8 protein-coding genes are annotated in these 14,873 nt (G+C 44.4%); 2 read left to right on the top strand and 6 right to left on the bottom strand.

From position 1 onward, the window contains the following. The 6 genes from F7734_RS56050 to F7734_RS56075 all read right to left on the bottom strand — a co-directional run. Positions 1-1,225: DNA-directed RNA polymerase subunit beta'' (locus F7734_RS56050; RefSeq protein ID WP_155752825.1), on the bottom strand; the 1,225-nt coding region annotated here is incomplete at its 3' end. A gap of 234 nt (positions 1,226-1,459) precedes the next feature. Then, positions 1,460-3,334: a DNA-directed RNA polymerase subunit gamma gene (locus tag F7734_RS56055; RefSeq protein ID WP_155752826.1), complete on the bottom strand. Its 1,875-nt coding sequence runs from the start codon at positions 3,332-3,334 to the stop codon at positions 1,460-1,462. Positions 3,335-3,454: 120 nt separating this feature from the next. Further along, positions 3,455-6,802: a DNA-directed RNA polymerase subunit beta gene (gene rpoB / locus F7734_RS56060; RefSeq protein WP_155752827.1), complete on the bottom strand. Its 3,348-nt coding sequence runs from the start codon at positions 6,800-6,802 to the stop codon at positions 3,455-3,457. Positions 6,803-7,514: 712 nt separating this feature from the next. After that, positions 7,515-8,300 carry a TatD family hydrolase gene (locus tag F7734_RS56065; RefSeq protein WP_155752828.1) on the bottom strand — a complete coding sequence of 262 codons (786 nt, stop codon included), beginning with the start codon at positions 8,298-8,300 and terminating at the stop codon, positions 7,515-7,517. Positions 8,301-8,424: 124 nt separating this feature from the next. Continuing rightward, positions 8,425-8,733, bottom strand: a complete 309-nt coding sequence (gene rpsT / locus F7734_RS56070) for a 30S ribosomal protein S20 (protein ID WP_166482771.1) — start codon at positions 8,731-8,733, stop codon at positions 8,425-8,427. Between the two features lie 915 nt (positions 8,734-9,648). Next, positions 9,649-10,386 carry a hypothetical protein gene (locus F7734_RS56075; protein WP_155752830.1) on the bottom strand — a complete coding sequence of 246 codons (738 nt, stop codon included), beginning with the start codon at positions 10,384-10,386 and terminating at the stop codon, positions 9,649-9,651. 197 nt (positions 10,387-10,583) lie between these two features. Between F7734_RS56075 and F7734_RS56080 the strand changes: the two genes are divergently transcribed. Together F7734_RS56080 and F7734_RS56085 are read left to right on the top strand one after the other, a co-directional pair. Then, a complete protein-coding gene (locus tag F7734_RS56080) occupies positions 10,584-12,533 on the top strand; it encodes a carbohydrate porin (protein ID WP_155752831.1) in 1,950 nt (649 codons plus the stop codon). Then, positions 12,530-14,869: a tetratricopeptide repeat protein gene (locus F7734_RS56085; protein ID WP_155752832.1), complete on the top strand. Its 2,340-nt coding sequence runs from the start codon at positions 12,530-12,532 to the stop codon at positions 14,867-14,869. The genes F7734_RS56080 and F7734_RS56085 overlap by 4 nt, the downstream gene beginning before the upstream one ends. Positions 14,870-14,873 lie beyond the last annotated feature (4 nt).

Consider the following 14,873-nt stretch of genomic DNA (forward strand, 5'->3'; position numbering starts at 1 on the left):
GAGTAGGGGTTTCTTCTCCATGCCCATTGCCCAATGCCCCAGTCGCTATTTCCAGAGAAATATTGCCATTCATCTCTACGTACTGAGCGTCTTCTCCGTGGCGGGTGCGGTAGGGTCGCAGACGCAATTTCTTAGAGTAGCGAACAGTACCATCACTATCAGCGCGCACTTGTTTTGCCACTTCACCTGAGAAGACACCACCTGTGTGGAATGTACGCATTGTCAGCTGAGTACCAGGTTCACCGATACTTTGTGCCGCAATAATACCGACAGCTTCACCCAAATCTACCCATTCCCCATGCGCCAAACTCCAACCGTAGCAGTGTTGGCAAACAGATCTTGCCGCTTCACAGGTGAGTGGCGATCGCACCATCACTTCAGTGAGGCCTGATTTTTCGATCTTCTTGGCCAATTCATCAGAAATAGCAGTGTTGCGAGTCGCAATGACTTCACCTTTCGTGGGATGCACCACATCCTCATTCAGAACGCGTCCAAACAAGCGTGTTGACAGGGAAATTAAAGTTTTCCCACCTTCTTTCATTGCCACCAGAGGAATACCTCTAGTGGTACCGCAATCAATTTCCCGAATAATTACATCTTGAGATACGTCCACCAGACGGCGGGTAAGATAACCAGAGTCCGCCGTCCGCAGCGCTGTATCCACCAATCCTTTTCTGGCACCGTAAGAAGAAATAATGTATTCTGTTACCGTCAAGCCTTCACGGAAATTAGTTTTAATCGGCTGGTCAATAATTTCCCCTTGAGGATCTGCCATCAGTCCCCGCATTCCCACCAACTGACGCACCTGAGAAATATTACCCCGTGCGCCGGAGAATGCCATCATATACACAGAGTTGAGGGGGTTAGTTTTCTTAAAGTGAGAAACCACTTCATCTTTAAGAGCTTCACTCGTCCCGTTCCAAGTATCAATTACCTTTTGGAACCGTTCTACTTCAGTAATTTCACCCCGTTGATAGCGTTCTTCAGTGGCACGAATTTCCGCTTCTGCGGCTTCCAAAAGTGCTTTTTTAGAAGGTGGAACCATCAAATCATCAACACTAATAGAAACCCCTGCTTTAGTAGCGTAGCGGAAACCCAAATCCTTTAATTTGTCCGCCATCATTGCTGTGCGTGCCGTACCGTAATTGATAAACGCCCAAGCAATTAGGTTTCTCAGTTGGCCCTTGTCAACTACGCGGTTCCGGAAAATCATTTTTTCTGTCATTTGTTATTAGATAGTAGATAGTGGTTAGTGGTTGGTGGTTGGTGGTTAGTGGTTGGTGGTTGGTGGTTGGTGGTTAGTGGTTGGTGGTTAGTGGTTAGTGGTTAGTGGTTAGTGGTTGGTGGTTAGTGGTTGGTGGTTAGTGGTTAGTGGTTAGTGGTTAGTGGTTAGTGGTTAGTGGTTAGTGGTTATTAACAACCAACAACCAACAACTAACAACCAACAACTAACAATTAACTAGAAGAGTGCTTCTTGAATCGCCTTATTATAAATAACGCGACCTGGAGTTGTGCGAATATACTGAGAAATCATCTCACCTCGAGCATCTTCTCTAAGACGACGGAACTTGTACAGCAATGTCCTGGAACCATCTTCGTGAGTTGTAACTTCTACCGGTTCTGTATCTGGTTCACCAGTCTCCACGTCGCCATCAAACCGGACATAAACATAAGCGTGCAGTTCCACTTGCTTCTGGTCGTAAGCCATAATGACATCATCTAAAGAAGCAAAGTATCGCCCTGCGCCTTTTTTAGCGTTGGGATTTTCTGCTGTGAGATAATAGGCTCCCAATACCATGTCTTGGCTAGGTGTAATAATTGGTTTACCAGTGGCTGGTGACAAAACGTTATTGGATGCTAACATCAGCAACCGTGCTTCCGCTTGCGACTCCAAAGATAACGGTACGTGTACCGCCATTTGGTCACCGTCAAAGTCAGCGTTAAACGCCGGACACACAAGTGGGTGCAATTGAATTGCTCTTCCTTCCACCAAAATTGGTTCAAAAGCTTGGATACCCAAACGGTGTAGTGTTGGCGCACGGTTCAGCAAAACGGGGTGTCCTTCAATCACCTCTTCCAAAACATCCCAAACACTGGGGTCGGAACGAGAAATTAACTTTTTCGCCGCTTTGATATTATTCACCATCCCGCTCTTGATCAGTCGATGGATCACAAACGGTTGGAATAACTCAATTGCCATTTCTCTTGGTAAACCGCACTGGTGAATGTGGAGTTTTGGTCCTACCACAATTACAGAACGTCCGGAGTAATCAACCCGTTTACCCAATAAGTTTTGACGGAAACGACCTTGCTTACCTTCAATAATGTCGGATAAAGATTTGAGCGGTCTGTTATTTGCGCCAACAACAGTGCGTCCCCGACGACCGTTATCAATCAAAGCATCCACTGCTTCTTGCAGCATCCGCTTTTCGTTGCGAACAATAATTTCCGGAGCCAAAATTTCTTGCAAACGAGCCAGACGGTTGTTACGGTTGATGACTCGGCGATAAAGGTCATTCAAGTCACTGGTTGCAAATCGTCCACCATCAAGCTGTACCATTGGACGCAAATCTGGGGGGATTACGGGGATCACCGTCATCACCATCCACTCTGGTTTAGAACCGGTGGCAATAAAATTATCAATCACCCTTAAGCGCTTAATTAACTTTGCTCGCTTTTGTCCTTTAGCGGTAGTAATTTCTTCTCGCAAAGAATTGCCTTCAAGCTCTAAGTTAATATCGGCTAGCAACCGCAAAAGCGCTTCCGCACCAATTCCCACCTCAACTCCAGAGAGGGTAGAATCTTCAGCATAAATTTGGTCTTCTATTTCCAACCACTGGTCTTCACTCAGAAGTTGCTTGTAACTTAAAGTTTCTGCATTCCCTTGATTGAGAACAACATAGGAGTTGAAATAGACGATTTGTTCTACATCCCGCAACGGCATATCTAGCAGGATGGCGATGTAACTGGGAATCCCTTTAAGATACCAAACGTGAGCCACTGGGGCAGCCAGCTTAATATAGCCCATGCGGTGACGGCGGACACGGGATTCGGTGACTTCAACACCACAACGTTCGCACACAATTCCACGGTGACGAACTCTCTTATATTTTCCACAGTGACATTCCCAATCTTTTGCCGGACCAAAAATTCGCTCGCAGAACAAGCCATCCATTTCCGGCTTTAAAGTCCGGTAATTAATTGTCTCTGGCTTGGTCACTTCACCTACGACTTGACCGTTAGGTAGGGTTCTTTCACCCCAAGCTCGAATCCTGTCGGGGGACGCCAACCCAATTTTGACATAGTCAAACTGATTGTTTTGTGCTGCTCTCATCGATTTTAGATGCGTGGATTTTAGATTTTAGATTGAAATATTGCTAGCAAAATCCGGGAAATTAGATCTTAGATTTCAGATTGTTAATCCAAAATCCAAAATCTAAAATCCAAAATTCTCTTACTCTTCGTCGTCCATTGAATCGCGTGATAGAGATTCGTAAGTTGGACGTGGGGGGGTACGACGGTTTCCAGTGTCTGCCATTAAGTCAACTTCTACATCCAAGGAACTACCATCGTTTTGTGTTTCCACCTTATGAACGGCAATGTCCAATCCTAGCGATTGCAGTTCTCGCATCAAGACTTTGAAGGATTCTGGTGTACCGGGTCTGGGAATTGCTTTTCCTTTGACGATCGCATTGAGGGCTTCATTTCGCCCCTGCATATCATCTGACTTCACAGTCAGCAATTCTTGCAAGGTGTAAGCCGCACCAAAAGCTTCCAATGCCCACACCTCCATTTCTCCAAATCGCTGACCGCCTTGCTGTGCTTTACCACCCAAAGGCTGTTGCGTCACCAAAGAGTAAGGACCTGTAGAACGGGCATGAATCTTGTCGTCCACCAAGTGAACCAGCTTCAGCATATAAGCAACGCCCACAGTGACCGGTCTGTCAAAAGGTTCGCCTGTCCGACCGTCGTACACGGTAATTTTGCCCGGATTATCTGGGTTATAAACCCAAGTTTTCCCTGTTTCATCCCGTGCTTCAAGCAACTTGCCATGAACGATGCTCCGCGATGACTCTTCACCGTACATTTCATCAAATGGAGTCAGCTTAAACCGCACACCCAAATTGTGACCTGCCCAACCCAACAGACACTCAAACACTTGTCCGACGTTCATCCGGCTGGGTACCCCCAGAGGGTTGAGAACAATATCAACAGGCGAACCATCCGGTAAGTAAGGCATATCTTCCACTGGCAAAATTTTGGAAATAATACCCTTATTTCCGTGCCGTCCTGCCATCTTGTCCCCCACTTGGATTTTCCGCTTTTGAGCTACGTACACCCGGACCACCATATTTGCACCAGGTGGTAACTCATCACCCTGTTCGCGAGTGAACAAGCGCACATCCACAACACGTCCCTTTTCACCGTTAGGAACTCGTAGGGAGTTATCTCGCACATCCCGTGCTTTTTCACCAAATATCGCCCGCAAAAGTTTTTCTTCCGGAGGCTGGTCTGATTCACCTTTCGGAGTCACTTTACCTACTAAGATATCTCCAGATTCCACCCAAGCCCCAATGCGAATGATCCCCTGTTCATCCAAGGAACGCAAGGCATCTTCACCCACGTTCGGAATTTCTCTCGTGATTTCTTCCGGACCCAGTTTGGTTTGTCTAGCCTCAATTTCATACTTTTCAATGTGAATTGAGGTATAAATATCATCTTGTACCAATCGCTCGGAAATCAAAATTGCGTCTTCGTAGTTGTAGCCTTCCCAAGGCATATATGCAACGACAATATTTTGTCCCAGAGCCAATTCACCACCTTCAGTGGAAGAACCATCAGCCAATACCTGACCTGCAACCACTCGCTCACCCATATAAACCAATGGTTTCTGATTGAGACAAGTATCCTGGTTGGAACGCTGGTACTTGGAAATGGTGTACTCAATTTCTAAGGATTTTGAACTGTTTGCACTGTGGCGGTGACCGATAGCTGCCAATTGAGAGGGATCGCTCACCCGCACCCGAATTTTATTGGCATCAACATAAACCACTTCACCATCAGTACGCGAGACAATCACCATCCCAGAGTCGCGTGCGCCCTGAGCTTCCAAACCCGTACCCACCAATGGACGTTCTGGTTTCAACAACGGCACTGCTTGGCGTTGCATATTCGATCCCATCAGGGCGCGGTTCGCGTCATCATGCTCTAGGAACGGAATCATGCTAGTAGCAACCGACACTATTTGTACGGGAGAAACCGCTACGTAGTCTACTTGCTCTGGTATGGTTGAAGAAAATTCCTGACGATAGCGCACTGTGACCGTCGGTCCAAGAATATTCCCCTCAGTATCTAGAGGCAAATCACCTGCAGCCACTCGCAAGTCGTCTTCTTCATCCGCCGTCATGTATACAGCGGGCAAATCAAACCGTACCTTTCCGTTCTCCACTTTCCGGAACGGAGTTTCTAAGAACCCGTATAAGTTAACGCGAGCATGAGTTGCCAAAGAACCAATCAAACCAGCGTTTGGACCTTCTGGCGTTTCCACCGGACAAATGCGTCCGTAGTGAGATGGGTGAATATCTCGCACCGCAAACCCCGCACGTTCGCGAGTCAAACCGCCAGGACCAAGAGCTGACAAACGTCGCTTGTGGGTCAGTTCCGCCAATGGGTTGGTTTGATCCATGAACTGAGACAATTGCGAGGACCCAAAGAATTCTTTAATTGCCGCTACCAACGGTTTCGGGTTCACCAAAGAAGCTGGCGTCAATGATTCCGCATCCGATACGGTCATTCTTTCCCGAATAATCCTTTCCAATCGGTTTAAACCCACCCGTACTTGGTTTTGCAGCAATTCTCCAACGCTTCTGACCCGACGGTTACCCAAATGGTCGATATCATCGGTGTTGCCAATGTCAAACTCCAGATTTATTAGGTAATCGACTGACGCCAAAATGTCTTGTGGTGTTAAAACACGTATCGGTTCTGGTACTTGCAGCCCCAATTTCTTGTTGAGCTTATAGCGTCCTACTCTACCGAGGTCATAGCGTTTGGCATCAAAGAAGCGCGAGTCTAAGAGCTGTTGTCCCCCCAATACTGTGGGTGGTTCACCAGGGCGGAGCTTGCGATACAACTCCATCAAGGCTTCTTCTTCCGAGAATTGCCCTTCTTTTTCAATGGTTTTTTGGAAGTACTCTGGGTGACGCAAAGCGTCAAAAATTTCGTTGTCTGATAATCCCAAAGCTTTCAGAAGTACCTGTGCCGACAATTTCCGAGTTTTGTCGATTCTTACCCACACCAAGTCATTACGGTCTGTTTCAAATTTCAGCCATGCCCCTCTGTTAGGGATTAAACTAGCTGAGTAGGTACGGCGACCGTTTTTATCAATTTCTGATTTGTAGTAAACCCCTGGGCTTCGCACTATTTGGTTGACTATGACTCTTTCCGCACCATTGATGATGAACGTGCCTCGGTCTGTCATCAAAGGCAGATCTCCAATAAAAACCTCTTGCTCTTTGATTTCTCCTGTTTCTTTGTTAATCAGACGGGTAGGTACGTACATTTGTACTGCGTAGGTACTATCCCGCCGTTTTGCTTCTTCAACACTGTACTTTGGCTCTTTGAGCTTGTAGTTATGACCTAAAAAGTGCAGTTCTAGTTTGCCTGTATAGTCTGTAATAGGACTAAAAGAGTTGAGTTCTTCTATCAACCCTTCTTCTAGAAACCAGCGAAAACTGGAACGCTGAATTTCTATCAAGTCGGGTAGCATAAAGGCGGGTTCCATCAGTGATTCGTTAGTCATGCCTCTACCTTTTTCAACCTAATTTTTACTTCAATTACGTGTGTGAGAACTTCTCCTCGTACCACCTACAACTCTCGTAGATGCGGGCAAACGGAGCCATTAGAGGTCGTTGGTCATTTGACACTTATTGGTCATTGGTTATTGGTTATTAATCTTTCATAAACAACAAAGAACAAATGACAAAGGACAACTGACAAATGACTAATGACCAATGACTAATTTTTTTAGTTGTTTGGCTTTCCTCACTTCCCCCTCCAAAAAGCGCGTCATTTTACTCAAGCCATGTTTTTACGCTCCGGGTTTTTCCGAAACAAAGTATCTTCAACAACAATGAGACAATGGCATTTAGTGCTCAGTAGATAAGAACCTACTGAGCCCAGTTGCTATTGGGATAGCGTTGTTTTGGCAGGTTTAGGACCCTGTGCAATTTTCATTTAACAATAGGTATTTCTATAGCCGCTTACTCAGAAAAAAGATAGGTTAGCCTTATCAGAAAGGGTTTGTGATTGAATCGGAGCATCCGCTTGTAGAGATATAAGGATGGTACGTGTGAATAATGAAGCAACTTGTGTAATTGTAATTGATTTGTCGCTTCCTTAACCATTATGACGTACACAAAGTGATTTTGGAGGAATTAATATTAACACATTTTTTCCCCCCGCAACTTTTTGTGTTTTCATTCTCCCTTGTATTGTTTAAAGCCAGGTAACCTTTATAACGTTATGCCAAACAATTCACAGGCATTGCGGGTGGTTAGGGAGGCGATATCTGAAAGTGTTTCCCCTCGTAATTTGGCGACTTGCTCTGCTACATAACGGACGTAAGCTGGCTCATTTCGCCGCTCGCCCCGTTTGGGAACGGGAGCAAGGAAGGGACAATCTGTTTCCACTAGCAGGCGATCGCTCCTCACCATTGTGGCAGACTCCTGAATCTGTTTCGCGTTTTTGAACGTAACCGTTCCACTAAAGCTAATGTAGAAACCCAAATCGAGAAACCATTGTGTTTCTTCTGGGTTTCCTCCCCAACAGTGCATGACTCCCCGAACACTATCTCCTTTGATGTTTTTCCATTTTCTCAGCACCTCTTTTAGCTCGCTTGTGGCATCCCGACAGTGGATAATCACTGGCAATTTGAGATCAGTAGCAATTTCCAACTGAGTTTCAAAAGCTATCAGCTGTTGCTCGTAGTTGGTTGCCTTGTAAAAATCTAGCCCCGTTTCCCCAATCGCTACCACTTTAGAATCAGAACTAGCCCATGAGAAAATCTCAAGAGCTGTTTTTTCATTCCATTGTTCTGCATCTAGAGGATGCAATCCCACAGCGTAACTGACTTCGGGAAAGCGATGAGCTATGGATTGAATGCCAGAGAACTCTGATGGCTCTACACAGGAATGTATCAGATGTACTACACCAGCTGCTTGCCATCGTTCGCGCACTGCTTCTAAATCGGACTGGAAAACATCAAAGTTAATGTGAACGTGGGTGTCAATCAGCTGCATTGTTTGTCCTTTGTCATTTGTCCTTTGTCATTTGTCCTTTGTCATTTGTTCTTTGTCATTTGTCTTTTGTCCTTTGTAAAACCTAGTGACTGATGACTAATGACCAATGACTAATGACCAATGACTATTGCGCTGCAGCTACTGTAGGTTGTGAGTGAGCTTTCAGCCTTTGCGCTAGTTTGGATTTTTTTCTAGCTCCATTGTTAGGATGTAAAACACCACGCTTTACAGCTTTATCTATTTTGCTGTAGGCTTCCGACATATGCTTGAGAACTTCTTGCTTCTGTTCAGTACTCGGATTAGCTGCATAGGTTTCAACAGCAGCAAAATATTTCTTCATCAGCGTCTTCACTGCTGATTTATAAGCTTTATTACGCAGTCGGTTGCGTTCTGCGATTTTGGCACGCTTGAGAGCAGACTTTGTATTCGCCACAGTCAGTTCCAGAAAGAATATCTAAATATTTACACACACTACTAGGCTTACTAATATAGCATCTCCTTTGCCAATATTGAGAACTAAATGAAAAATTTTTTAAAAAAACTTTTCATTTAAGCTCCTCGACTCTTGTAGGCTCTCAATCCCTACCATTTTTGGGAGAGTTGTGGCTCTACTAGAAATCCTAATTGGAGAGCTAAATTTTGTAAGCCATCAATATTATGGCAAAGTGAGTCACGCTAGAGCAAAATACTTACTCTAACTTTGGCAAACACTAAAGGTTCAACGAACGCTGGTGCCACGCTGTGTAGCGGACATCTATATATTATATCAACATATTAATATATAGTGCTCTAGTACTACTCAATTTTGGTCGAAAAACCGTAAACTATATTAGCCAAAGACTGAGAGATTGAGCGTTTTGGGTTGACAGTTGAGGGCGTTTGTTGCAGGGTGCAGCAAATCGATCCTGCCTGGGGCGATCGCTTCACCAGAGCAGTGTGCAGCTTTCTGGTTAGGAAGGGAATATATAGATTCTTACAAAGTTCTATGGTGATTGGCAATCATGAAATTGGTCTGATTATTTTGTATTAAAAGTTACCAGAATAAAGGCAGATGGCAGATAGTAGCTATGAGAGGTTATCCTCTGTGCCATCTACTCAAATGATTTAAAGCCCCTGAATTTATTAAAATTGAAAAAGAAAATTTTCATCATAGGTTAAAGACGCGCCATGGCGCGTCTCTAGAGTCGTCGTGCAACTGTTCGCCAGAATACACAGATTTGTAATGTATGGTATTATTTTTCCAACACTGATGAAGCCAGTTGTACTGAAAGCCCAACGTGTAAATTAGGTTGTTGTTCGTGGCTTGCTACGTTTTCTGTTTTAGTGTATAAAAATGGAACACTGGCTTTCAACGCATAAATTCTAAAGGTTTTAAGGGTGCGTTAGTTTGTTTGAATTTAGTAGATGAAACTAGGGGTGCATTAGCAATCAGTGTTGGTGGTTGGGATTGATTTCCCAAAATACCGTTCGAGTCTTTTTGTAAAGGAGGTACTGTTTTACCAGTCGGTAATGGTACTTGAAGAGTTTGGTGTGCTTGTAGATAGGCTTCTCCTTCATTTGTGAAGCGAAGCTGCTTGCTTTCAAGCTGTTTGTTTGATTTTTTTAATTGAGCAGTTGGTTCAAATGTAGCGATAAATCTAACGCTACGATCGGGGCGCAGATTCATCTGCGATTGATTGGCTTGCCAAGCTTCTTGATATCTACCATCAGGTGCTACTTGCCACAAGTTCAAGTCTGCTTGCCATTGTCCTTGTTTAACCTGCACAATTTCGCGAGCAAGAATTGAGCGGTTGATGTTTGCTTCTTCCAAAGATTTCTGTTGTTTTCCTTCTGTTGAAACTAAGTAACGAACTGCTGCTACTGACACCAAACTTGAGTCAGGTAAGTTACTGCTGCCCTCTATATTGTACATACCATTAATTCCCATTGGTTGCACGCTTGTTACTTCTAGCTGCACACTTTCTTGTGCTTTTTGAACACAACCATAACTAACAGTGACGAGAGCTAAAGAAATGGCTGCTAAGTAATCTTTTGTGCCAAAATCTTTCATTTTTTGCCAAATTAGCTGAAAGGAGAGATTGAGCATAAAAAAATTCAGGATTGACTCCAGATGAAAATGAGGTAAGTTATATTCTTACCTATTTTCTAATACACAAGCAACAAAAAAGAAAGCTTCACAGGTTTTTAACAAATTAATGAACGATTGCAAAATTTACAATCTTTCGTTCATAGAACTCACAGTTTTTTGATAAAGTGACGACATCTAGCAACGAAAAACAATTAATGAAGTTCACACTATTGAATTGCCGTAAAGCTATGTTGCCAAAGCAGTTCCATTGGTCTGATTGTCTGCTGTTTTCTACCAAAGTTTTTATCATTTGCTTTCTAGCAGTCAATGAAGTTTGTTTTGCTCAACAAAACCCAAACCAAGAATCTAGAGATTTTCTCCAACTAGGGGATTTATTACCAGTACCCCAGTCTCCAAAATCTCGCGGACAATCGAAGTCGGGTTTACAAACTTTACCTCCACCACCAGGAGATAGAAATGCTAGTAATCCATCATTGATTTCTAACACGGCAACGTCCAAAGAGATCGCGTCTTCGGAAGCACAGCCAATACCAGCTCGTGATATCAAGCAGTTGGAGAATGGTTTTCTCCGACAGGAAATGACAGGAAAACCTGCACAAACACGGACAAGCAGAAAAAATGCGGAGAGAAATACAGGACAACTGCACGCTCAATCACCTCCGTTGCTACCACTTCCCAGTACAAATGCAACAACAACCCCTGTACAAGAATTTACTGCACCATTTACTGCACCATCAACTCCAACTTTCCACCAGTTACTCAACTCTCAAGCACAATCGGTTCCTCTACCACCACTACCCGCAGCTTCTGCACCAAGTTTTAACCCACAACAAGTACAACTGGCTCCGCCCTCTCATTCCTCAACTCCTGTATCAACATTTAATATTTTGTTAAACTGCCAAGCTGTACCATCCCCATCTGTTACTAACACCCCTAATTCAAGTTTCAACATACTACTGAATTGTCAACCTGTCTCGCCACAATCAATCACAGGTGCTTCTACTTCAAACATTTATTCAGGGCAAAACTATCAACAAGAAGGAAACAGGCAACAGACAACAGGCAGCAGGGAAGAAAGTCAGCTGCCAACAACTACACCACCAGTCACTTCACAATCGCTCTCACAACCTCGTTCCTCTATTGACAGTACAGCTTTCAGACAGCCCTCTTTAAAATTACAAGGCGTCTATATAACTGAAGGAGACGATTCTGCTGCACGCGCACGTGTAAGTGGAACTTATCCACTCTCTTCACAGGCTTTGGTTGGAGCAACATTGGATTTAGTGACAGGCGAAGACTTGCTTGTTGATTCTCGTGGAGATGGTTTGAATATCAACGAGCTTTATGTTGCGACTTCATTTGGCGGAGTTCCCAATTTACGTTTTGTTTTGGGTCAAATAGATTTAACGTCTTATTTTGACCGCAATAGCTTTGCTAAGGATGGGGCAAGTCAGTTTTTTAACCCCGTGTTTCAAACAAACCCAGCCCTGTCGGCAACGGGTATAGCTTCTCGAACAGGTTTTTTAGTCAATTGGAGTGTCACTGACAACATTGAAGCAAAAGCCGCCGTGTTTTCTTCATCAAATAAAATAAGTGATTTTTCCTTGGATGGATTTGCAGGAGAAGTCGCGCTTCGTTATGGAAATGCAATTATTCGGGGAACTTATGCCACTAACCGCGATGCAGGTAACCGCGATACTTTTCCCGAAAGCTTTGGCATTGCCAGAAATCAAGCAAGTACCTTGTTTGGAACGCAAGAAGACGATCGCGAAGAAGCCTATGGTTTGAATGCTGAAGTTTATATACCTAACTTAAAGATGGGTGTTTTCGGACGTTACGGGCGTTACGAAAATCGCGATTTGGGAGAAGGCGCTGATACTTACTCTTTTGGCGTAACTTTTTTAGACTTGTTTACTCCAGACGATCGCTTGGGTTTGGGTTACGGGCGAGGTTTATCCAACGATCGCCTTCGCCGTGGAGATACCCCAGATGTGTTGGAACTGTTTTATGATTTTCGCGTGCTTCCCAATCTCTGGTTGGGATTCACCTTGCAAGAACGAGATAATTTTGAAGAAGCTGTTCTCGGTGTCAGGGTGCGATCGGAATTAGATATTGTCCCTCCAAGAAGGAGAACTAGCGAATGAGAATAACCTCTGTAAAAAGAATAAAAAGCCTGACGGCTGCTTTTTGTTTTTCATTCTTTTTAGTTGCTGGTTCAATTGCAACGCTCACCTTTGAGATAGTTCCAGCACAAGCTCAAAAGTCTTCGTCAGCCGTACAAAGAGGATATAACCTCTTAAAAAAAGGCTGGGTTAATGATGCTATCAAATCATTTCAACAAGCTGTCAGGGGCAATCCTCGATCGCTGAATGCAAAACTAGGGCTAGCAATTTCTTACAACCGGGCTGGGCGCATTGATGAAGCATGGAATACCTACCAACAAGTCCTCGTACAAGACCCCAACAATCAAGGTGCGCTTAAAATTGTAGGGATAATGGGTACATATCGCCCGGAGTGGCAAGTACGAGGTATAGAAAGTCTCAGTACTCTGTTAAATTTCAACCCCAACGATGTACAAGCCCGTTCTTATCGAGCACTTCTCTATTCCTATCAAGGAAAATTTCGCGAAGCTTTGGGAGATTATGAAATAGTTCTGGCGAACAATCCGACACCAGAAGCCGTTCTTGGTGCTGCTCAAGCATACAGTTACAGTCGCAATTATCGCAAAGCCTTAGAGTTGTTTGACCGTTACAGAGCCACTGGTAAACCCGTGACAGACTATGCGGCGATCGCTTATGCTAACACTTTAAGAGAAACTGGTAATTCCAAAGGAGCAATACCACTTTTAGAAGCACAGTTACAACGTAGCAAAGGGATGAATAGACTGGCAATCGAAACCCGCGCCGAACTTGCCAAAACATATATTGCCAACGGACAAACCACACAAGCCCTATCGGTATTAGAACCATTACAAGGTCGTCCGGATGCCGTTTTACCGTTAGCGCGATCGCTCAACGAAATTCGCGTTTCTACCAATGACCCCAATTTAGCACAGCAAGTAGCCACTCTTTACCGTCAAGCACTCGCCGACACTCCCAACCCATCCCCCGCACTTTTGCGAGAAGTAGCCGATGTTTATACCGGATTGCCGCAAGGAGAGCAAACCGCACTGCAACTCTATCAACAAGCAGCTGCCCAATTGCCCAACGACAAAAGCTTAATCGTGCGGCAATTAGCTCTAGAACACAAGTTGGGAATGCTGACTAAGAATAATTTGAAACAGCGTTTGACGAGTGAACTGCAAACCCTACCTGCAAATACTGTAGAGTTGCAACAGTTAGGGTTGGCAGTGGCGGACATTGATAACCCAGATTCAGAACTTTTACCCGTATATCAAAAGCTTATAGAATCCCAAGCTGATACTGGGGGAGTACAAGTTCCGTTTTTGTACTTTCGGTTAGCTCAGATTTACCTACAACTGGATGACAAAAATGCAGCAAAGCAAGCGTTGTCAGCTTATGCAGCAACTCCAGAAGGGACAAAAAGCTTGTTACCCCAATTGCTGGCTGCAGAAATTGAACGACGCGAAGGTAATTTAGAAGCCAGCGTTCAACGTTTTCAAGCCGTGCTTGCGACTCAACCAAATGATGAAGAAGTTGTTGTAGGTGCTTTGCGCGGACTTGCAGGCGTGCGAGTGCAACAGAGAAGATTTGATGAAGCCTTAACAATTTACGACCAATTGGTAGCACGTCAACCACAGAATTTAGCTGCACAGTTAGGACGTACAAGTATCGGGTATCAGTCTAAGCGAATTTCTCAACAAGAAGCAGAAGCCGTTCTTAACAATTGGCTGACAACACAACCAGCAACCAATGCACCTCCAGAACTATTTAGTTTAGTAGGTGCGTTACCGGCTGCAGCACAGAGAGAACCTTTATATAATTACTTAGCACAAGTTGACCCCAGTTATATACCAGTGCAACTGCGTTTAATTCAAGCGATCGCCAAACGCAATCCAACCGAAGCACAAACACGAGCCAAACAATTAGTTGCCAACCTTCCCAACAATCCATCCACATACCAATTGCAAGGAGAGTTAGCCAGAGCCGCAGGCGATTTAAATTCAGCAAGCAAAGCTTATGAAAATATTCTGGCACAGCAACCCAATAATATAGATGCTCTATCGGCATTGGGAGGAATTCGTTTTGAACAAAGACGCTATGAGTCAGCGCGAGAAATTTATTCCCAAGTGGTAGCACAAAAACCCCAAGATAACGAAGCACGCCGCGCCCTTGTTGGACTGAGTGTTATTTCAGACCAACCCCTGTCAGCACTAGCACAGTTAGAGCAATTAGAACTCGAACAAATGTCTCAAGGTACAACGGATACTGAACTGTTGCGTCAAAGACAGCAAATTCAACAGGACTTTCTGCAACGGCGTGGTTTTCAACCTTCCTGGGAGAGTTATGAGAGGAGATGAGGGG

The sequence above is a fragment of the Scytonema sp. UIC 10036 genome (genome assembly GCF_009725235.1).

Coding starts and splice junctions, on each gene's coding strand:
- F7734_RS56055 (WP_155752826.1), bottom strand. CDS start 3,334: ATGAGAGCAGCACAAAACAATCAGTTTGACTATGTCAAAATTGGGTTG.
- F7734_RS56080 (WP_155752831.1), top strand. CDS start 10,584: ATGAAGTTCACACTATTGAATTGCCGTAAAGCTATGTTGCCAAAGCAG.
- rpoB (WP_155752827.1), bottom strand. CDS start 6,802: ATGACTAACGAATCACTGATGGAACCCGCCTTTATGCTACCCGACTTG.
- F7734_RS56085 (WP_155752832.1), top strand. CDS start 12,530: ATGAGAATAACCTCTGTAAAAAGAATAAAAAGCCTGACGGCTGCTTTT.
- F7734_RS56065 (WP_155752828.1), bottom strand. CDS start 8,300: ATGCAGCTGATTGACACCCACGTTCACATTAACTTTGATGTTTTCCAG.
- F7734_RS56075 (WP_155752830.1), bottom strand. CDS start 10,386: ATGCTCAATCTCTCCTTTCAGCTAATTTGGCAAAAAATGAAAGATTTT.